Raw genomic sequence first — 18969 nt, 5'->3', positions numbered from 1 at the left:
CGGTGAAACTATAAAAAATGAAAATAGGTCTTTACTTCGGAACATATAACCCTATACATGTTGGTCATTTGATCATTGCCAATCATATGGCAGAGTTTGCAGATTTAGATCAGATTTGGATGGTTGTTACACCTCATAATCCGTTAAAAAAGAAATCGACATTATTAGACGATCAGCAGCGTCTGCAAATGGTTTATCTGGCAACAGAAGATTACACAAAGATAAAACCATCTGATATCGAGTTTAAGCTGCCTCAGCCGAGTTATACCATAATTACACTTGCTCATCTTAAAGAAAAATATCCCACTCATGAATTTTCGTTGATTATGGGCGAAGACAATCTGAAAACGCTTCATAAATGGAGAAACTATGAAGTAATTCTTGAGAATCATGATATTTATGTGTATCCGCGTATTTCTGACGAACCTGAAAATGTCGAATTAAAATCGCATCCCAAAATTCATGTAATTGATGCGCCAATTGTAGAAATCTCTTCAACTTTTATTCGAAACAGCATTAAAGAAGGTAAAAATATCCAGCCTTTATTGCCTCCAAAGGTTTGGGAATATATTGATCATAATAATTTTTATAAAAAATAATGAATTTGAATTACCTCCAGTTTTAACTGGAGTTTTTTTTTATTTCACACAATTTTGTCATTTCGACGAGGGAGAAATCACACTCGAAACTCGACAAAGATTGGCGATTCTCTAAGTGGAAATACTTGCGAAGATTTCTCCTTCGTCGAAATAACAAACAGAACGTAAAAAACTCAAATCACAAAAAAAGCCTGAACTTACATTCAGGCTTTCGTTTTATAATTAAGCTTCGATACTTACTTCATTTTTTACTCTCGTTCTGATTTCACTCAGCGATTGATCTATCAAAAGTTTTCCATCTCTGAAAACTTCTTTCAATTCGCCTTGTTTTTCTTCTTCCCAAGAAACATTATCAGTTAAATGATACTTGCCATCAATTAAATCAATTTTCATTAATCCTTTAGCCGATTTTTTCGTTCCGTCGTCTGTAATCGGATCTTTGAAAATCGCTCTTCCCTCTCCGTTTACTTCTCCATAAGTTGCTTTCATTGCAAATCCGAAAGTATCTCTGGTATTATATTGATAAGTAAAAGATCCGATTCCTAAAACAACATTCGTTGAAGCAAATCCTTTTTCTTTTAGTCTTTCGCAGATTTGAGTCGCTCTTGCTACCGTAATACTGTCTCCATAAATAGCACCAATTTGCGGAACCAATTCTTTGAATCCTTTCGCATTTGTTGTTCCACCAAAAACATCCCAAAGCAATTCGATAACACCTTTTTTCTCTTGTTCTGTTTTTCCGTTTGGATTTCCACAGATAATATCAACTGGATCACCACTATCAGGACGAATTACGACCTTTCCTTCTCTTGAAACGATATCTTCTCTTAATCTTGGAAGATAATCCGTTAAAACCTTCCATAAATCCCAAGTATCAGAAACGATAGAAACAATTCCTTTTTGGTAAACTTCTGTAATTAATCTTTTAAAAGTTTCGTACTCGCCTTCCGTAGTTCCCATACACATAACAGAGTGTTCCGTTGCTGCCACTGAACCTGCAACCAATTCCTGATCTGAGTTGGCTTTGTAATATTCTTCTAAGAAATCTATTGCTGGAATAGTATCAGAACCTGTGAAGCTCAATAAGTGTCCTGATGCAGAAGTTAAAGCCGCTTCAATTCCGCCCATTCCTCTCATTGAGAAATCGTGCGCTTGCCAATCTACAAATTCCGGAACAGATGAAGTCTGATCTGCATATTTATCTAAAACTTTTCTATACTCTTTTGCAATTGTTGCTGAGTTGCAAGGAAGCCAAATTACAGCAGAAAGCAACGTTTCGAAATAATTGGTCAGCCAGAAAAACTCTGGAATGGTATTATACATCGTAAACATTGGCACTCTCAAAGGAACGCTTGCTCCTTCTGGCAAAGCTTTAAAAACCATCGGAATGTATCCTAAATCATGCAAATCTTCGATATGTTTTGTACCAACTTGGTTTTCGCCTAAATAATTATTGATTCTTCGAGCGTATTTTGCAACAACTTCTTCTTTTGATTTCTTAAAGAAATACTCTTCAAAGTCATGAATAATATATTTTTTGATGAAATACTGTAATCCGAAGAACACAACTTCATCAACTTCTTCTAATCTAGATTTACGAGGAGTCCAGTTAGAATATACTAATGTTGTTCCGTCTGGATATTGTCTTCTGTGGTCAACTTTGTAACCGTCGGTTAATAATAGTGGGTTCATATATTTTTATTTAATAAATTTTGAATCAACTCATCTAATGTTTTAAATTGTTGTACCGAATATCTTTCGCAAACAATATCAATATTGCCTTTTCGCCAGAAATTCTCTTCGACAACTACTTTCATTTTATTCGATTGCGCATAAAGCCCAAACTCTAGCAACGATATTGGCGACATTGTATTTTCTGCAAAATACATAATAATAGTATCTGCTTTTTCAAGTGCCTCAAGTTCCCAACTTACCTGTTCCTTAAAATGAACATTTTCTATGGTTTGTGACCAGCTGCTATCCCATTCATTTCTTCTTGGATTAAAAACAACAAATTGATCTTGCAGTAACTCTTCGCATTTTTTCTGCCAATCAACTGCTTTATCCATCTCTATAGAACCTGCTAAGAAAATGGTTTTTAAATCAATTTGCAAGGGAATTGCTTCTGGCGCTTTATAAATTTTCTTCATGACTATTTATTTCTTCCTTTTTCATTTGGATAAAATGTCTGCACAGCATCACTCTGCCAAAATTCTTTTGTTTGAATATCTATACAACTTAATTTTCCATAAAAACCTGCTCCTGTATCAATATTCCAAACATTGCAGCCTTGCATTGGGATTTCAACATCATAATGCAATGTTGGTGTGTGACCGATATAAATTTCATTAAAAAGCAACAATCGTTTTGGATATGAAAGTGAATCTTTTTGGATTCTTTCATCCATCGTTAAAGCCATTTCCCAAAGTGTTCTATCCCAGGAATAATTAGTTTTGTAATGTTCTTTTTCTGGACCATGCATAGATGAAAATCCAGCATGAATAAACAAATTATTGTTTTCGTCTACAAAGTAATCTTTCATTCCGTTGAAGAATTCGAGATGCTTTTCTTTATCTGAAGAATCAATTCCCTTATAACTTTCTATAGTCGATTTTCCTCCGTGCAAAAACCAAATGTCGTTTATAATATTATTCTGTAACCATTCCTGACACCAGGCATCATGATTTCCTTTTATAAAAATACATTCCTGTTTTTGAGATAAATCAATAAGAAAATCGATCAGTTGTTTAGATTCGCTCCAGCCGTCAACATAATCTCCGAGAAAAACAAATCGGTCCTTTTCTGAATATTCAGTTCTTTCCAATAACTGAATTAATGCTTTTAATCCGCCGTGAATGTCTCCAAAAACTAACGTTCTTTTCATTAATTACACGTCATTAAGTTTATACATAACATCACTTCTTAAAACATACTTAATTCCCGAAATCAAAGGTGCTCCTTCATGACGTTGGCTATGTTCAAAAATAAGTGCTGTTCCTGTTTTCGGCGTAATAATTTCCCCCGAAGCAAATTTGGTTTCTCCTCCTTCATATCCCTCATTCAAATAAATCATAAATGTATAAAAACTAAATTCAGATTCATTTCGTTTAAAACTCCCATCGCGGTGCATTTTAAAACGCTGACTTGGATTATATTTATAAAATCGGAACATTTCGTTTAATCCTGAAGCTTTACTATTTTCTATTTCGGGCTTAACATAATGCTGTAATTTTTGCCATAATAAAGAAGCATATTCATGATCTTCATACATAATACGTTCATTATTTCGTACCATTTTCATCATTTTTTGTGCACCATCTACATTTACTCCCGCTTCTTCAAAGCCTATTTGTTCACTTTGCTCAATCAATTTATTACATTCCTCTACTGTGAGAAAATTATCAATTGTATAAATTTCCAATCCTTCATTAATGATGTTTAGCATAACAAATACATTTATAATTACTAAAAAGTTTTTTCAAGATTATCTAAACTTGTCGTTCAGTGCAGTATCCAATTGAATCAGAAAATCTTTTCCGAATTTATCATTCTCTAATTCTTCATAAAGAAACAAAGGCAATGTCTTCTCACAATTCTGTTTCTGACTTAAAATTGCCATAGACAATGCTGCAACGGTATCAGTATCTCCACCATAACCAATTCCTGTTTTTAGACAATCATTCATAGAAACAGCTTCAGAAACCATTTTAATCACAGCTTGTGTGGTTGGATATCCATGCATATCAATTGGAGAAGTAATTCTGTAGTTTTCATTCTCTTTTAAAGTCTCGTTCAAGAAATCTATCAAAGTAGATCCATCACCAAGATTATACTTAAAATAATGAACTGCCAACGCAATGCGTTTTGCACAGCTAATTCCTTCAACAGTATTATGAGAAGTTTTCGCCTGAATCTCACAAAACTCAAGTATTTGTTTGATATCTTTTAAATGTCCAATTGAATATGCTCTCATGGCAGAACCATTTCCGCTACTTCCATTATCGATTATTTTGATAAAATCGGAACCGTTTTTACTGGCATCTAAAGCATTGTAAACACGGTCTGAATAACCGCGTCTTTTATCTCTATGAAATACCTCAACAAACTTATCTGCAACTTTAATCTCGTTCCAATTATCATCTTCTAAAAGCAATTCTGAAATCGCAATTGCCATTTGAGTATCATCAGTATATTTTTTATAAATCTCTGTATACATTCCGTGTTTATCATACTGAGTCAGATTGTTGTTTTTAGAAATAAAATCTAAATCTCTAAACTCAAAACCCGCACCGTATGCATCGCCTATTGCTGCTTCTAAAATCATAATTGTTGTTTTTGATTATTTAAGATTTAAACTCGATATACTTTGAAGGAACTTCATCTGTCAACCAAACATTGTTTTCAGACAAATAAAATTTAAATCCGTCTCTGTACATGGCACCACTTCTAACAGTTAAAATTTGCGGAATTCCTCTTCTGCTTCCTACTTTTGTTGCGGTTTCTTTGTCTTTGGAAAGATGTACATGCTGACGGCTCATTTTTTTTAAGCCTTCTTTCTGAATACTCTCCATGAATTTTCCAACAGTTCCGTGATACAGATATTCTAGAGGTTCTGTTTCTGCTAAATTCAATTCCACCGAAATCGAATGTCCCTGACTTGCACGGATTCTAGTTTTATCTTCGTTATAAGCGAAACGCTTTTTATCGTTATTTTCTACTACGTAATCTAAAAGTTCGGCATCGAGACGATTCCCTTTTTTAGTGCATTTTTCTATTAATTCATTGACATCTGCCCAACCGTTTTCGTCTAACTTTAATCCGATTTTTTCTGGCGAATGTCTGAGCACCAAACTCAAAAATTTGCTGACGCTCTTTGCTATATTTTCATTCATTACCGATGAAATGTTCCGATGGAACATATTATTTTTTTAATTTCTAATTATTTTAATTCATCCCGAGCTTCCATTAAAGCAAAACCTAAAAGATTTAAACCTTTCCACTTCTCAGGATTTAGCGCCTCTGTATGATCACTTGCCATTCCGATTCCCCAAATTGGATCAACAGGACTTGCTTCTACAATGACTCTATCGTTTGTGCTTAACAGAAAGGTTTTCAAATCGAGATTTTGGCTGAACTTATGATAGTTCCCTTCTTTTACGATTTCAAATCGGTTTTCTAACCAGATTTTATCATCGTAGTTTCTTACTTTACGTCCTAATTTTTTAGCTTCAGCAGGCGAATTGCATTTTATAATCTTTTCTAAAATTTCCTGATCATTAAATAATTCAGCCTTTTTTGCCATCATCCAATGTTCGGCTGTTTTGTAAGTCACACCATTAACTTCGAAAGAACTTAACCACCACTGGCTGAAACAGGTTTTAGTAACCGTTCCGTCTTTACTTGGCTGATGTCCCCAGAAAAATAAAAATTTACTTTCTGGAGCTATATTGTCTATATTGTATTTCATTTTGTTAGTGTTTTTATTTCAAGTTTAAAGTTTCAGGTTTTTCACTGAACTTAAAAACTGTTTTTAACTTGAAACGGTTAGCAGCTTTTTTTCGTTTCAGGTTTACGTTACATAGAGAACTTGAAAACTGAAACTTGAAACATTTAAACTAATTGATCCAATCCAATTACCTGAACACTTTCTCCTTCAAAATCTTTAAAAGAATTTGTGGTAAAAATTCCGTCGAAGCAGTTTAAAACTTCAAAACCTTTATTAAAAATTCCGTGGCTTACCGCTAAGTATAATTTTCCGGCATTTTTCTTTTTTAGTTCTTCTGCTAATCCTACGAAAGTTCCTCCTCCATCGCAGATATCATCCACAATTAAACAATCCATTCCGTTTAAATCATCCTCGTAAACTTTAAATCCAGATAATTTTCCTGTTTTTACATCGCGGCTTTTACTGCATTCTACCACTTCAACTCCGCCTAAAAACTCAGAAACTTTGTAAATCTTTTTTAAAGCGCCACCGTCTGGAGAAATTAATTTTACGTTTTGACCAATTCTATTCAACACTTCTTTGATGAAAGTATAGTTCGGAATCACTGTACTATTATTCAACAAAGCCGGAGTAACCTCAGAGTGCGCATCAAAAACAAAAACTTTGTTCAGTTGCATTCCGTTTATAATATCAGCATATACTTTTACAGATAACGGTTCGCCAGGAATCATAACACGATCTTGTCTTGCGGCTGGAAAGTACGGAATAAAAAGATCTATGATTTTAACATCCATTCTGCGTAAAGCATCAACTGTAACGCATAACAAACCCAAATCGTTGAATGAATTTAATCGATGTGTAATGGTTACTTTTCTATTTACATCAAAATCTGGAGCAATTTTAATGTGTGGTTCTCCACCAGAAAATGTAAAACTTTGAAATTTGATTTCTTCCTGATTTTGAAATGGAGCGAATTTTGGGTCGAGATTTAGTATCATAGTTTTTAGTTTGCGTTAATTATACGCAAATGTAGAATTAAATTTTAAATAAACAATTTATTTTGTGTAAAAATTACGCAAACTTTATTTCGAAGTGAAAGCCTTTATTAATTAACTCATTATATTTCAATTTATTAAACTTAAAAAGCTTTGCCGGACGACCCGTTTTAATTGGTGAAAATTTTTCTGTTTCTTCTAAAATACCATAGCTGAGTATTTTTTTTCTGAAGTTTCTGCGATCTATTTCTTTTTCTAAAATCGTGCAATAAAGGTTTTCAAGATCTGAGAACAAGAATTCTTCTGGAAGTAAATCGAAACCTATTGGTTCATAAGTGAGTTTTGCCTTTAATCTTTCAATGCCTTTTTCTAAAATCAAATTATGGTCAAATGCCAAAGGCGGAATTTCATCAATTTTAAACCATTGCACTCGTTCGGCATCAGTGTCCGCTTTAATCTCTAAGTTTGAAGCGTCTACCAAAGCATAATAAGCAACCGAAATCACACGGTTTCTGGAATCTCTATGAATGTCATCTCCAAAGGTGTACAATTGTTCCATAAAAGTCAATTGTACATTGGTTTCTTCATGCAATTCTCGAATAACAGCATCACTCAAAGATTCATCATTCTGAACTAAACCTCCTGGCAATGCCCAATATTTATCTGCTGAGCCAAATTTCTGCTCAATCAAAAGTGCGTATAGTCCATTATTTTTATATCCAAAAACAATCGCATCTACAGCAATTCTAATATTTTGTAATTTTTCCATAATCCTCAATCCTATCAAACAAATATAACGAATGAGAGCCAACTTTATAATTTAATACAAAAGCTTAAATTATAAAATTGACTCTCATTAATACCTTCTAATTTTTCCTAGTTTACCGTAACAGTTCTTTTGGGAACAGAAGTACATTCCGCGCCATCTTTTTTAACGGTAACTTCAGCTTTGGCTTCATATGTGCCAGCCGCTGCGTAAGTATGTGTTACTGCAGTGCCAGTTCCTGTAGATCCGTCACCAAATGTCCATTTTACTCCAACCAAAGTTCCTGTTCCTGTATACTCAACCGAGTAGTTCATTAACTTCGGATTAGTCGCATCGGTTGAATTGTGTAATTTAACAAAAATCGATTCTGCCAAACAATCTACTATCACTTCGTCGTCATGTTTACTGCACGAATTACTTATAAGTACAGTTGCAATTAGGATTAACATTGTTGCAATCTTTTTCATTTTTGAAAATTTTAGTGGTTTCTTTATCAAAATTACTCTTTTATACTACGTGAACAAATGATTGAAATCATAATCTATTTCCGAAAAATAATTTCAGTTCTTTCTCAATGATATCAAAAATTGATTTTATGTTATTATTTTTTGGAGCCAACAAATACACAAATTCTTCGGGAACATGAAAACTGTTCCAAACTAACTGCAGTTTATTTTCTTTAATATAATGTCTTGCATTACAATTCCAAGTTGCTGCAATTCCTTCATTTTTAGCTAAAAGCCTAAGCATTTCAGATTCTGATGGAATAATGTAATTCGGAATCATCGACGGTCTTTTTTTATTAAAAGCGTGCAGCCAGAATAGTTTTATATGCGGAATTCGAGCATCATGACTGTACCATTTTTGAGCATTAAGCCATTGCTCTATTTCATTATAATTATCTGCTTTCAACTTCTGGCGGAATTCCGTTATGTCCAAAGAGGTTGGAGCAACCAGAATCAATTTAATCTTCCCTACGATTTCGTAAGTAGTATCAAAAGTGTCAAATCTTTTTGTGGTAATAGCAAAATCTAATTTTTTAGCATCCACTAAAGCAAAAAGTTCATCATTTTCTGCAAAAGTAAAATCGATTAAATCAAACTTCGAAATTAAAAGATTTCCAATGCAGTCAAAAAGATGTTTTGAAACTCCAACAGAAATTAACCGAGTAGCATCTTCTGCCTTTGCACGAAAACCAGTTTCGACACTTTCCAGACGATCGAGCGCATCTATTATCAAATTATTCAGTAACTTAGCGTATTCGGTTGGCTCTACCCCTTTTGACTTCCGATTGAATAATTTATTTCCAACGTGCGCTTCAAGCATTGAAATCTGCTGACTTACGGCAGGCTGACTCATAAACAACTCTTTTGCAGCGATCGAAAAATTACCATTTTTATAAACCGCTTTAAATGTTCTGTACCATTCTAGATTTACCATGATATAATTTTATTTATAACAAACATAGTTTATTTTATTTTTACTGATATCACTTTCGACGTAAATTTGTTCAAAATTTAATATTTATGAAGAAAATAGCATTACTCGCAATAGTTGCATTTACAGCTTTAAGCACATCTGCTGAAGCTCAAAAATCAAATAAAAAAGGGATGAAAAAAGTATTATTTGTTGTAACCAGTAATGATAAGCTGGGCAACACAGGAGAAAAAACAGGATTCTGGTCAGAAGAATTTGCTGCACCTTATTATGAATTATTAGATCAAGGAGTTGATATTACCATTGCTTCTCCACTTGGAGGCCAGCCGCCAATTGATCCAAAAAGTGCTGATCCGGCATCGGCAACTGAAGACACAAAACGTTTTGACGCTGATAAAGTTTTACAGGAAAAGCTAAAAAATACTTTAAAACTTTCGACAGTAAACCAGAAAGATTACGATGCTGTTTTTTATCCAGGAGGTCATGGTCCGCTTTGGGATTTGGTCGAAGATAGAAACTCTATAGCTTTAATTGAATCTTTTTATACTCACAATAAACCAGTAGCTTTTGTTTGTCACGCTCCTGCTGTTCTGAAAAATGTAAAAGTAGACGGCCAATATTTAGTAAAAGGTAAAAAAGTTACCGGATTTACAAATGCCGAAGAAGAAGCAGTTGGTTTAACTAAAGTAGTTCCGTTTTTATTGGAAGATGCTTTGGCATCAAACGGAGCAATTTTTTCTAAAGGAGAAAACTGGCAGCCTTATGCTGTTGCTGATGGACTTTTGATTACTGGCCAAAACCCAGCTTCGTCTAAATTGGTAGCTGCAAAATTATTACAAGAGTTGAAATAAAAAGGACTAAGGGACTGAGATGCTAAGGTTCTAAGATTTTTCTTAGTTGCTTAAAAACTTAATCTCTTATTTCATTACTATTAAAAAAATTAAACAAATAACAATTGCTAGGTTGCAGATAAGTTCAAAGAAAAAAACTTAGAACCTCAGAACCTTAGCATCTTAGAACCTTAAAAAAAATGCTAAACTTTGAATTATACAATCCGACAAACTTGGTTTTCGGGAAAGGACAAATTGAAAAACTTTCTACTTTAGTACCAAAAGGGGCAAAAGTTCTTTTGGCTTATGGCGGTGGAAGTATTTTTAAAAACGGAATTTACGATCAAGTAATCAACAATCTTAAAGGTTTTGAAATTGTGGAATTTGGCGGAATTGAACCAAACCCAAGATTTGAAACTTTAATGAAAGCGGTTGATGTGATTAAAGCAGAAAAAATCGACTTTATTTTGGCTGTTGGTGGAGGATCTGTAATTGACGGTGTGAAATTTATTTCAGGAGCTGTTCACTTTGAAGGAAATCCGATTGACATTTTACAGAAACGTATTTTAATTAAAGAAAATGCAATGCCTTTTGGAACCGTTTTAACGCTTCCAGCAACAGGAAGCGAAATGAATTCTGGATACGTGGTAACAATTGAAGCTACACAGGAAAAATTATCTTCTGGCGGAAGTGCTTTATTTCCACAATTTTCTATCTGTGATCCGACTGTAATTTCTTCTTTACCGAAAAGACAGATCGAAAACGGAGTTGTAGATGCCTACACGCACGTAATGGAACAATATTTAACGTATCCAACTGATGCTTTTCTTCAGGATAGAATTGCCGAAGGAATTTTGCAAACCTTAATCGAAGTTGGTCCTGGAGTGGTAAAAAACCCAACCGATTATACTTTGGCTTCTAATTTTATGTGGAGCTGTACAATGGCTTTAAACGGATTAATTCAGAAAGGTGTTCCAAGCGATTGGGCAACACACATGATTGGTCACGAATTAACAGCTCTTTACGAAATAGACCACGCTAGAACTTTGGCGATAATTGGTCCAAGTTTGTACCATGTAATGTTTGAAACTAAAAAAGCAAAACTAGCACAATACGGAAGAAGAATCTTCAACTTAACAGGTTCTGACGAAGAAGTAGCAAAAGAAGCCATCAACAAAACAGTGGAGTTTTTCCATACAATGGGAATGGATACCAAACTTTCGCAATACACAAATGACTATTCTAAAACAGCCGATTTTATAGTAAATCGTTTCGACGAAAGAGGCTGGAAAGGTCTTGGCGAAAACCAACTGATAACTTTAGATAAGGTAAGATCTATTGTGGAGCTTTCGTATTAGTCACAGTATTCAATAACGGTTTGCAGTTTTGAATATAACTGAAAAATAAAAAAGGCGTTCTTAACAAGTTTAGGAACGCCTTTTCAAAATACTAAAACAAAACTAACTAACTCAATTTTTTCTAAATTCATTAAAATTCTAATTTATAAATTGTTATAACGCATGCGAAATGCTTTTTATTGTTCGTCAATTAAAAAAATATTTTAGTCTTAAACTTCTTGAAAGTCATTGCAATTAAAGAGGTTTGCCAAATTTCTTAAAGCAGATTTTGCTTTATTAGCACATTATTAAGTACTTTTGTTTCAAATTAATAAAATAATGAGCGAAAAGTTAAAGTTTGCAGTAATTGGAGGAGGAAGTTGGGCAACGGCAATTGCCAAAATGCTATGTGTGAATCTTTCGGAAATTGCGTGGTATATGCGTAATGAATCTGCAATTGAACATCTTCAGAAATATAAACACAATCCTAATTATTTAAGTTCTGTTGAATTTGACACCAACAAACTTAAACTGACAAGCAATGTAAACGAAGCAATAGAATATGCAGATTATATCATTTTTGCAATTCCATCAGCTTTCTTAGATGCCGAATTAAAAAATATGACGGTTTCTCTAGCCGATAAAATTATTTTTTCTGCTATTAAAGGAATTGTTCCTGAAACGAGTTTAATTGTTGGCGAACATTTCCACATTCAATATGATATTCCATATTACAATATTGGAGTTATAACAGGTCCTTGTCACGCTGAAGAAGTGGCGTTAGAAAGACTTTCTTACCTAACAATTGCGTGCGGTGATCCTGATAAAGCTAAAATGGTAGCAAAATCACTTTCTGGAAATTATATCAAAGCCAAAATTTCAGACGACATTATCGGAACTGAATATGCTGCAATGCTAAAAAACATTTACTCTATTGCTGCCGGAATTGCTCACGGTTTAGGATATGGCGACAACTTCCAGTCAGTTTTAATGAGTAATGCGATTCGCGAAATGAAGAAATTCATCAGAAAAGTACATAAAATGAAACGTAACATCAACGATTCGGCTTATTTGGGCGATTTATTGGTGACAGGATATTCTGTTTTCTCTAGAAATAGAATGTTCGGAAACATGATTGGAAAAGGATATACTGTAAAAAGTGCCATGATGGAAATGAGCATGGTTGCCGAAGGTTATTACGCAACAAAAAGTGCTTATAAACTAAATCAAGGCTACGGAGCAAAAACACCAATTATAGACGCTGTTTATGCCGTTTTATATGAAGGAAAAGATGCCAAAACGGTTTTCAAGAAATTGACTGAGTCTTTGGATTAAGTATTCAGTTGCAGTTTACAGTCGTAATCAATAAAAAAGTCAGGAATATAATTTAAAATTATTCCTGACTTTTTTATTTTTTCATTTGTTTACTTTTCACGGTAAACTGCGACTGAATACCGAGACTGTAAACTACTTCACCATAACCCCTTCAACAAACAAAATCGGCACTTCTTCCGTTTTGTTTTCATCAAGCGAATTAGCCTTAAAAATAAACTTCTTATCGTATAAAGTATTTCCGATAAAGAAAGTCACCATGAACTCGTTATTAAGCGCTAAAAGGCTTTTTTCGACCAATTCTATCTTCACAACAGAAACCGAAGGAACCTCAACAAAAGCATGACGCAGAATTGACGTTTTTTTCATTTCACCTTCAATAGTTCCAAATGCTTTTGAAACTACCATAACGCTATCTAAATTAAAATCACTGTCGTTAACTAAGTAAGCGTACCATACTTTTTCCATAAAATCGTCGCTCCATTCCTGCACCGCTGCAAGAAATACGTTTTCTACTTCTGGAATTATTATATCTTTTTTCATCTATTAAATTTTAAAAACCTTTGTCAAAGCCTAAAGCTTCAACAAAGGTTTGTTTATTGTAAAGGTAATTTATAACGTAAAGTCATAGCCCTGATGGAAGCGGCATCCTTTTGTTTTTTTCTTTAAAAAACAAAAGATACAGCGGACAGCAGGAAACAGCTCCTAAATATTTGCTTTAAACTGCTCTAAGAAACGAACATCATTTTCGTAGAACATACGAATATCGCCAATTTGGTATAAAAGCATTGCAATACGCTCTACTCCCATTCCGAAAGCAAATCCGTTGTATTCATCTGGATTGATATCACAGTTTTTCAAAACATTTGGATCTACCATTCCGCAACCTCCAATTTCTAACCAACCTGTTCCTTTTGTGATACGATAATCGGTTTCTGTTTTTAATCCCCAATAAATATCAATTTCGGCACTTGGCTCTGTAAATGGGAAATAAGATGGACGAAGACGAATCTTAGATTTTCCGAACATTTCTTTTGTGAAATAAAGTAACGTTTGTTTCAAATCGGCAAAAGAAACATCTTTGTCAATATACAATCCTTCCACTTGATGGAAAATACAGTGTGAACGAGATGAAATTGCTTCGTTACGGAAAACACGTCCCGGAGAAATTGTACGAATTGGCGGTTTATGATTTTCCATATAACGCACCTGAACAGATGATGTATGCGTACGCAACAACACATCTGGATTGGTCTGAATGAAAAATGTATCTTGCATATCACGCGCCGGATGGTATTCTGGCAGGTTCAATGCTGTAAAGTTATGCCAATCGTCTTCGATTTCTGGTCCTTCAGAAACGTTGAATCCGATATTAGCAAAAATATCTATAATCTGATTTTTAACAATAGAAATTGGGTGGCGTGAACCAATAATTACGGGTTCTGCAGCACGCGTTAAATCACCAAAAACTCCTTTAGACTCTTCTTTGCTTTCCAGTTCTTCCTGAATAACTCTTACTTTTTCTTCAGCAACTGCTTTTAAAGTATTGATTACTTGTCCAAAATCTTTTTTCTGGTCGTTTGGAATATTTTTAAATTCAGCAAAAAGTTCTTTCAACAAACCTTTACTTCCTAAATATTTAATACGGAATTGTTCTAACGATTCTTTATTTTTCTCATTAAAGGCTTTAGCTTCCTCTATGTGCTGTTTTATCTTATCTATCATTTTCCTTCGATAATTGAGAGTACAAATTTAGTGTTTTTAGTTGAAAGTGTGCGGTCTCAGTCGCAGTTTTAGGTTTTCTGTAAATTATTTTATCAGATTTAACTTTTCTTCAACTTGTTTAATCTTTACATGCCAATAATCTAAACCTTCCTGATTGGTTACTATTTCCTTTTTGTAATTAGGAGAAATACTGCTTAGTTTATGCCAATTTTTATTTAAATCCCGTTCTTTTTCTTGTTTTGTTGTGGGTTCAATTCTGCTGCGCCAAAAGTTCATATTTTCAAGGTACCTTTTTTTTATGTCTTCAAAATACTCCATTAATTTTTCTTTTGAACTCGGAATATAACCAGGCCCGCTGCAACCGCAGGAGTGAAACGTAATGCCTACAGAAAATAAACTTTTAATATGTTCCCACTTTTTGACATCGTCTTTTTTAGGCGATTCAAAATCGAGTCCCATATTAGCCATAAATTCTCCGCATTGCGGGCATTTGGCCTCAAAAACCGATGCTTCTCCTTTTTTCACATCAACCATCAATCTTCTTTTAAAAGTCTTTCGACAATTAAAACAAGCATAATGGGGTTTATAAGATGTCATTGCGTATCTGCACATTTTTTTAATTTTAGTCTCAGTTTTCAGTGACAATTTACAGTCTCAAACAGTGTAAACTGAGACTGAGACTGCGACTGTAAACTAAAAAAACTACTCAATAAGTTTTCTTTCTAAAAAATAACTCACAATCGCTTCTTTCATTAAAACCGATTGTTCACCGGCTTTTAACGGTGGCAAATTTTCTTTTACTTTGTAATGAGGCCAGCCTTCGTCGTCGAAATATTCGAATTCATAAAATCCGTATGGTTCTAGCAATCGACAGATGGCAATGTGCATTAAATTCAGTTTTTCGTCTTTTTTATATTCGCGGTGTACTTTTCCATACTCCTGAACTCCGATTAGGTAAATTATGGCATCCAAATCTAAATCTTCGCCTTGCGAAAATTGATTGGAAAGTATATCAACGAGCTTTTCCCAGCGCTCTTTTAATTGTGTATCTCTAGACATTTAATTTATGATTTTAGATTGTAGATTTTAGATTGCTGATTTAAAAATCACTTCTGAAGGGGGCAGAATGCAATCTGAACTCTAAATTTGATTTGCAAAGATACAGAGTTCAAACCCAATGTACCTAAAAAAAATAAATACATCGAAAAACAGAACTGCAAAAACCCACGAACCTTTGTCAGTACAAACCTTTGAACCTAAAAAAAGATATATCTTTGCGCCTCATTAAACACCAAATCTAAACATGAGTTTTTTTGATATTATTGTAGCCGCGCTTTTAGGATACAGTTTGTACAAAGGCATTAAAAATGGCCTTTTTGTAGAAGTTGCTTCTTTTATTTCTTTGTTGTTAGGAATTTATCTTGCGATTAAATTTTCTTCGTTAATGACAGGATGGATTTCAAAACATGTTTCGTGGAATCCAACTAATATTCAGATTACGGCTTTTATCTTAACTTTTATTCTTGTTGTAATTGGAGTTTATTTTTTAGCCAAAATTTTAACGGGAATTGCCGATTTTGCCATGCTAGGCTGGATGAATAAACTTGGAGGCGGATTTTTCAGGATATTAAAAACGATTCTTATTCTAAGTATTTTTATTGCTTTGTTTGAGAAAATCAATTTCAATAATACTTTCGCTAAAAAGGAAACTTTAGATAATTATATTTTTTATAATCCAGTGAAAAAAGTTGCTGCTTTTGTATATCCTTCAATTGAGAAATGGTACGAAACGTTTAAAAAAGATCATTCTGAGAAACCAGAAAATCAAGAGCAAGCCACAAACAAGGAATAATTCATTTTGTCAGGTTGAGCGAAGTCGAAGCCTTTCGTTTACAAATAAACAAACCCGACAGGTTTTTGAAACCTGCCGGGTTTGTTAGTAAAAAACCTCAGCGAGGCGATATATTTATAGAAATTAAGCCGTCCGAATGTAAAGAGCTTCAGCGAAGCGAAATATTTGAATTGTAAATAATTTATATGTCGCTCCGCTGGAGCTTTATTTTGTAACTATCTATTTTATTCTATAAATATTTCGCTTCTCCGAAGCTTACCTACTTATAAAATCAAATATTATTTTTAAAAATTGACTTCCTTATTTTCTCCTTTCTTCAAAACAACTTCTTGTTTTTTATCTCCATAAATCAAAGTTGTTTTTCCTCCATTTTTAGAAGAAACCATTACTTTTTTTGGTTCTTTATTATTCCAATTCATTTCAATTTCAAATCCTCCTCTAGCGCAAATTCCTTTTACAGAACCTTCTGGCCAAGCATCTGGTAAAGCGGGAAGTAATCGAATTTCATTCTCGTCTGACTGAACCAACATTTCGGCAACTGCGGCCGTACCTCCAAAATTTCCATCAATTTGAAATGGCGGATGCGCATCGAATAAATTTGGATATGTTCCTCCTCTTCTTGGTTTTTCTGTTTTTTTACCGTCTGGATCAACGTAGCGCAACAATTCACGGAACATTTTATAAGCACGGTTTCCGTCCCAAAGTCTTGCCCAAAGATTGATTCTCCAACCTTTTGACCATCCCGTAGTTTCGTCGCCTTTTATTTCTAATGTTTTCTTTGAAGCTTCAGCTAAATCTGGAGTTTTCAAAGGTGTGATATGATCGCCAGGGAAAAGTCCGAATAAGTGTGATTGATGACGGTGTTTTGGTTCATTATCATCCCAATCAAAATACCATTCCTGTAAATTCCCTTTTTTTCCAATATGATAAGGATGCAGTTTTGAAAGTGCTATTTCTAGTTCTTTTCTAAAACCGGCATCAGTATTTAGCACTTTTGAAGCTTTTATCGTTTTCTCAAAACATTCGCGAATCATGGCTAAATCGGCAGTTCCGCCATAAAAAGTGGCTCCAACAAAACCATCAGACAATTTATATTGATTTTCTGGCGAAGTAGAAGGTGATGTAATCAAGTTTCCATTTTTATCGGTAACCAGCCAGCCTAAACAAAACTCGGCAGCGCCTTTCATTAACGGATATCCTTCTTTTTTCAAATAGGTTAAATCTTGGGTAAAAGTATAATGTTCCCAAATATGAGTGCTCAACCATGCTTGTGCCATTGGCCAGCACGCCCACATTGGATCTTCTTTTCCAAATTGTCCAACTGGATTGGTCATTGCCCAGATATCTGAATTATGAGCTGCAGCCCAACCTTTATCAACACCATAAAAAGTCTTTGCCGTAATTTTTCCAGTTACCGAAAGATTTTTAATGAAATTCAAAAGTGATATATGCATTTCGGAAAGATTAGTGTTTTCTGCCAGCCAGTAATTTTCTTCCAAATTAATATTCATTGTATAATTACTGCTCCAAGGCGGATTTACATACGGATTCCAAAGTCCTTGCAAATTGGCTGGAACGCCCAAAGTTCTTGATGAACTTATTAATAAATAACGTCCGAAATTGAAATATAGAATTTCTAGGTTTTTATCTTCTTTTCCGTCAGCGTAGCGCAATAAACGTTCGTCTGTCGGTAAATCTGGAGCGGTTGTTTTTCCTAAATCTAAATTGACGCGATTGAAGAATTTTTGGTAATCGGTAATGTGGGATTCTTTTAATTTATCGAATGCTTTTGCGTAGGCATTATTCAGATTCTGCAAAGCAATTGAAACATCATTTAAACCTTCTGACGCTGGATTTTTGTCGAAACCATTAAAACTTGTTGCGACAGAAACGAAAATAATCGCCTCTGTTGCGTCTTTTAAGGTCAAGGTTTCTCGAGAACTTGTAACCGTTCCGTCTGTTTTTTTGATTTGAACTAAACCTGTAAATCTTGTTCCTCTTTCTTTTAAGCTCAAATATTTTGGAGAAACATTGTATCCTGCGTTTTCATGAATTGGCGCAGAACCACTTAGAACTAAAATATTATTTCGTACTTCGACATTAGATTGTAAAAGGCTTTTTAGGTTAATATCGAAATTTAAAGCTCCTTTTTGATCAGCCGTCAATTTGATAATCATAACTTTATCTGGAGCCGATACGAAATATTCGCGTGTATATTTTATACCTGCCATTTCGTAACTTACTTTTGAAATAGCGTTCGAAAGATCCAATTCTCTATGATAATTTACTGCTTTGCCTTTCTCAGAATTATTGATTTCTAATGTTCCTAAAGGCGCATACGATTCGGAATTTTTTCCTTGAACTTTTTTATTCAGTTCTTCAGCCAGTTTGTAGTTTTCGTTTTTTAATGCTTCACGAATTGCCGGAATATTTTTGTACGCTTCGGGACTCATATTGGCATTTACGGGTTCGCCCGACCAAAGTGTAATGTCGTTCAGATGAATTTTATCTGAATTGGCTCCTCCAAAAACGGTTGCTCCCATTTTTCCGTTTCCTAAAACCAAGCTTTCTTCAAAGAATTCTGCGGGTTGTTTGTACCACAAAACATTTTTGGATTGCGCAGAAATGGTTGTATAGTACGACATGAGAA

At 34.2% G+C, this 18969-nt stretch carries 21 protein-coding genes; 5 read left to right on the top strand and 16 right to left on the bottom strand.

The window, feature by feature from the left end; all coding sequences use genetic code 11:
• Positions 1–17 precede the first annotated feature (17 nt).
• On the top strand, positions 18–599 hold the full coding sequence (gene nadD / locus LPB248_RS12500) for a nicotinate (nicotinamide) nucleotide adenylyltransferase (RefSeq protein WP_111425237.1): 582 nt from the start codon (positions 18–20) through the stop codon (positions 597–599).
• Positions 600–821: 222 nt separating this feature from the next.
• Here the strand turns inward: nadD and LPB248_RS12495 are convergent, their stop codons facing one another.
• The 11 genes from LPB248_RS12495 to LPB248_RS12445 all read right to left on the bottom strand — a co-directional run bounded on the left by LPB248_RS12495 (position 822) and on the right by LPB248_RS12445 (position 9246).
• Positions 822–2291: a nicotinate phosphoribosyltransferase gene (locus LPB248_RS12495; protein ID WP_177211738.1), complete on the bottom strand. Its 1470-nt coding sequence runs from the start codon at positions 2289–2291 to the stop codon at positions 822–824.
• Positions 2288–2749: a nucleoside 2-deoxyribosyltransferase domain-containing protein gene (locus LPB248_RS12490; protein WP_177211737.1), complete on the bottom strand. Its 462-nt coding sequence runs from the start codon at positions 2747–2749 to the stop codon at positions 2288–2290. The genes LPB248_RS12495 and LPB248_RS12490 overlap by 4 nt, the downstream gene beginning before the upstream one ends.
• Before the next feature lie 2 nt (positions 2750–2751).
• Positions 2752–3483: a metallophosphoesterase family protein gene (locus LPB248_RS12485; RefSeq protein ID WP_177211736.1), complete on the bottom strand. Its 732-nt coding sequence runs from the start codon at positions 3481–3483 to the stop codon at positions 2752–2754.
• A 3-nt stretch (positions 3484–3486) separates the two neighbouring features.
• Positions 3487–4044, bottom strand: coding sequence for a 2OG-Fe(II) oxygenase (locus LPB248_RS12480; protein WP_177211735.1), 558 nt, complete (start codon positions 4042–4044; stop codon positions 3487–3489).
• 39 nt (positions 4045–4083) lie between these two features.
• Positions 4084–4923: an ADP-ribosylglycohydrolase family protein gene (locus LPB248_RS12475; protein ID WP_177211734.1), complete on the bottom strand. Its 840-nt coding sequence runs from the start codon at positions 4921–4923 to the stop codon at positions 4084–4086.
• A gap of 19 nt (positions 4924–4942) precedes the next feature.
• Positions 4943–5491, bottom strand: coding sequence for an RNA 2'-phosphotransferase (locus LPB248_RS12470; protein WP_177211733.1), 549 nt, complete (start codon positions 5489–5491; stop codon positions 4943–4945).
• A gap of 47 nt (positions 5492–5538) precedes the next feature.
• Positions 5539–6066, bottom strand: a complete 528-nt coding sequence (locus tag LPB248_RS12465; protein ID WP_177211732.1) for an NADAR family protein — start codon at positions 6064–6066, stop codon at positions 5539–5541.
• Positions 6067–6209: 143 nt separating this feature from the next.
• Complete coding sequence (prs, locus tag LPB248_RS12460) at positions 6210–7043, bottom strand: ribose-phosphate diphosphokinase (protein WP_177211731.1); 834 nt, start codon at positions 7041–7043, stop codon at positions 6210–6212.
• Between the two features lie 73 nt (positions 7044–7116).
• The gene (locus LPB248_RS12455) at positions 7117–7809 is read right to left on the bottom strand and encodes an NUDIX hydrolase (protein ID WP_177211730.1); all 693 of its coding nucleotides are present in this window, start codon (positions 7807–7809) and stop codon (positions 7117–7119) included.
• Positions 7810–7916: 107 nt separating this feature from the next.
• Positions 7917–8273, bottom strand: a complete 357-nt coding sequence (locus LPB248_RS12450; protein WP_177211729.1) for a PKD domain-containing protein — start codon at positions 8271–8273, stop codon at positions 7917–7919.
• Positions 8274–8340: 67 nt separating this feature from the next.
• The gene (locus LPB248_RS12445; protein ID WP_177211728.1) at positions 8341–9246 is read right to left on the bottom strand and encodes a LysR family transcriptional regulator; all 906 of its coding nucleotides are present in this window, start codon (positions 9244–9246) and stop codon (positions 8341–8343) included.
• An 86-nt stretch (positions 9247–9332) separates the two neighbouring features.
• On the opposite strand from LPB248_RS12445, the gene LPB248_RS12440 reads away from it, so the two are divergent.
• The 3 genes from LPB248_RS12440 to LPB248_RS12430 all read left to right on the top strand — a co-directional run bounded on the left by LPB248_RS12440 (position 9333) and on the right by LPB248_RS12430 (position 12745).
• On the top strand, positions 9333–10094 hold the full coding sequence (locus LPB248_RS12440; RefSeq protein WP_177211727.1) for a type 1 glutamine amidotransferase domain-containing protein: 762 nt from the start codon (positions 9333–9335) through the stop codon (positions 10092–10094).
• Positions 10095–10273: 179 nt separating this feature from the next.
• The gene (locus tag LPB248_RS12435; RefSeq protein ID WP_177211726.1) at positions 10274–11431 is read left to right on the top strand and encodes an iron-containing alcohol dehydrogenase; all 1158 of its coding nucleotides are present in this window, start codon (positions 10274–10276) and stop codon (positions 11429–11431) included.
• A 318-nt stretch (positions 11432–11749) separates the two neighbouring features.
• Positions 11750–12745 carry an NAD(P)H-dependent glycerol-3-phosphate dehydrogenase gene (locus LPB248_RS12430; RefSeq protein WP_177211725.1) on the top strand — a complete coding sequence of 332 codons (996 nt, stop codon included), beginning with the start codon at positions 11750–11752 and terminating at the stop codon, positions 12743–12745.
• A gap of 132 nt (positions 12746–12877) precedes the next feature.
• On the opposite strand, the gene LPB248_RS12425 is transcribed toward LPB248_RS12430, so the two are convergent.
• The 4 genes from LPB248_RS12425 to LPB248_RS12410 form a co-directional block, all read right to left on the bottom strand.
• On the bottom strand, positions 12878–13285 hold the full coding sequence (locus LPB248_RS12425) for a hypothetical protein (protein ID WP_177211724.1): 408 nt from the start codon (positions 13283–13285) through the stop codon (positions 12878–12880).
• A 162-nt stretch (positions 13286–13447) separates the two neighbouring features.
• Entirely contained in the window at positions 13448–14467 is a 1020-nt protein-coding gene (pheS, locus tag LPB248_RS12420) for a phenylalanine--tRNA ligase subunit alpha (RefSeq protein WP_177211723.1), read from the bottom strand.
• 84 nt (positions 14468–14551) lie between these two features.
• Positions 14552–14935 carry a hypothetical protein gene (locus LPB248_RS12415; RefSeq protein WP_255462941.1) on the bottom strand — a complete coding sequence of 128 codons (384 nt, stop codon included), beginning with the start codon at positions 14933–14935 and terminating at the stop codon, positions 14552–14554.
• A 234-nt stretch (positions 14936–15169) separates the two neighbouring features.
• Positions 15170–15526, bottom strand: coding sequence for a hypothetical protein (locus LPB248_RS12410; protein WP_111377556.1), 357 nt, complete (start codon positions 15524–15526; stop codon positions 15170–15172).
• Between the two features lie 244 nt (positions 15527–15770).
• Between LPB248_RS12410 and LPB248_RS12405 the strand changes: the two genes are divergently transcribed.
• Positions 15771–16319, top strand: coding sequence for a CvpA family protein (locus LPB248_RS12405; RefSeq protein WP_177211721.1), 549 nt, complete (start codon positions 15771–15773; stop codon positions 16317–16319).
• Between the two features lie 284 nt (positions 16320–16603).
• On the opposite strand, the gene LPB248_RS12400 is transcribed toward LPB248_RS12405, so the two are convergent.
• Entirely contained in the window at positions 16604–18964 is a 2361-nt protein-coding gene (locus LPB248_RS12400) for a glycosyl hydrolase family 95 catalytic domain-containing protein (RefSeq protein WP_255462940.1), read from the bottom strand.
• Between the last annotated feature and the right edge of the window lie 5 nt (positions 18965–18969).

It is taken from the genome of Flavobacterium sp. LPB0248, assembly GCF_013388355.1.
In the GTDB taxonomy this organism is placed as follows: domain Bacteria; phylum Bacteroidota; class Bacteroidia; order Flavobacteriales; family Flavobacteriaceae; genus Flavobacterium.
The sequence above is the reverse complement of the archived record's forward strand: the minus strand, read 5'-3'. Positions and strand labels throughout refer to the sequence as shown.

Bases quoted from the DNA above. Each gene is read 5' to 3' on its own strand.
- nadD (WP_111425237.1), top strand. From the start codon at position 18: ATGAAAATAGGTCTTTACTTCGGAACATATAACCCTATACATGTTGGT.
- LPB248_RS12495 (WP_177211738.1), bottom strand. From the start codon at position 2,291: ATGAACCCACTATTATTAACCGACGGTTACAAAGTTGACCACAGAAGA.
- LPB248_RS12490 (WP_177211737.1), bottom strand. From the start codon at position 2,749: ATGAAGAAAATTTATAAAGCGCCAGAAGCAATTCCCTTGCAAATTGAT.
- LPB248_RS12485 (WP_177211736.1), bottom strand. From the start codon at position 3,483: ATGAAAAGAACGTTAGTTTTTGGAGACATTCACGGCGGATTAAAAGCA.
- LPB248_RS12480 (WP_177211735.1), bottom strand. From the start codon at position 4,044: ATGCTAAACATCATTAATGAAGGATTGGAAATTTATACAATTGATAAT.
- LPB248_RS12475 (WP_177211734.1), bottom strand. From the start codon at position 4,923: ATGATTTTAGAAGCAGCAATAGGCGATGCATACGGTGCGGGTTTTGAG.
- LPB248_RS12470 (WP_177211733.1), bottom strand. From the start codon at position 5,491: ATGAATGAAAATATAGCAAAGAGCGTCAGCAAATTTTTGAGTTTGGTG.
- LPB248_RS12465 (WP_177211732.1), bottom strand. From the start codon at position 6,066: ATGAAATACAATATAGACAATATAGCTCCAGAAAGTAAATTTTTATTT.
- prs (WP_177211731.1), bottom strand. From the start codon at position 7,043: ATGATACTAAATCTCGACCCAAAATTCGCTCCATTTCAAAATCAGGAA.
- LPB248_RS12455 (WP_177211730.1), bottom strand. From the start codon at position 7,809: ATGGAAAAATTACAAAATATTAGAATTGCTGTAGATGCGATTGTTTTT.
- LPB248_RS12450 (WP_177211729.1), bottom strand. From the start codon at position 8,273: ATGAAAAAGATTGCAACAATGTTAATCCTAATTGCAACTGTACTTATA.
- LPB248_RS12445 (WP_177211728.1), bottom strand. From the start codon at position 9,246: ATGGTAAATCTAGAATGGTACAGAACATTTAAAGCGGTTTATAAAAAT.
- LPB248_RS12440 (WP_177211727.1), top strand. From the start codon at position 9,333: ATGAAGAAAATAGCATTACTCGCAATAGTTGCATTTACAGCTTTAAGC.
- LPB248_RS12435 (WP_177211726.1), top strand. From the start codon at position 10,274: ATGCTAAACTTTGAATTATACAATCCGACAAACTTGGTTTTCGGGAAA.
- LPB248_RS12430 (WP_177211725.1), top strand. From the start codon at position 11,750: ATGAGCGAAAAGTTAAAGTTTGCAGTAATTGGAGGAGGAAGTTGGGCA.
- LPB248_RS12425 (WP_177211724.1), bottom strand. From the start codon at position 13,285: ATGAAAAAAGATATAATAATTCCAGAAGTAGAAAACGTATTTCTTGCA.
- pheS (WP_177211723.1), bottom strand. From the start codon at position 14,467: ATGATAGATAAGATAAAACAGCACATAGAGGAAGCTAAAGCCTTTAAT.
- LPB248_RS12415 (WP_255462941.1), bottom strand. From the start codon at position 14,935: ATGGCTAATATGGGACTCGATTTTGAATCGCCTAAAAAAGACGATGTC.
- LPB248_RS12410 (WP_111377556.1), bottom strand. From the start codon at position 15,526: ATGTCTAGAGATACACAATTAAAAGAGCGCTGGGAAAAGCTCGTTGAT.
- LPB248_RS12405 (WP_177211721.1), top strand. From the start codon at position 15,771: ATGAGTTTTTTTGATATTATTGTAGCCGCGCTTTTAGGATACAGTTTG.
- LPB248_RS12400 (WP_255462940.1), bottom strand. From the start codon at position 18,964: ATGTCGTACTATACAACCATTTCTGCGCAATCCAAAAATGTTTTGTGG.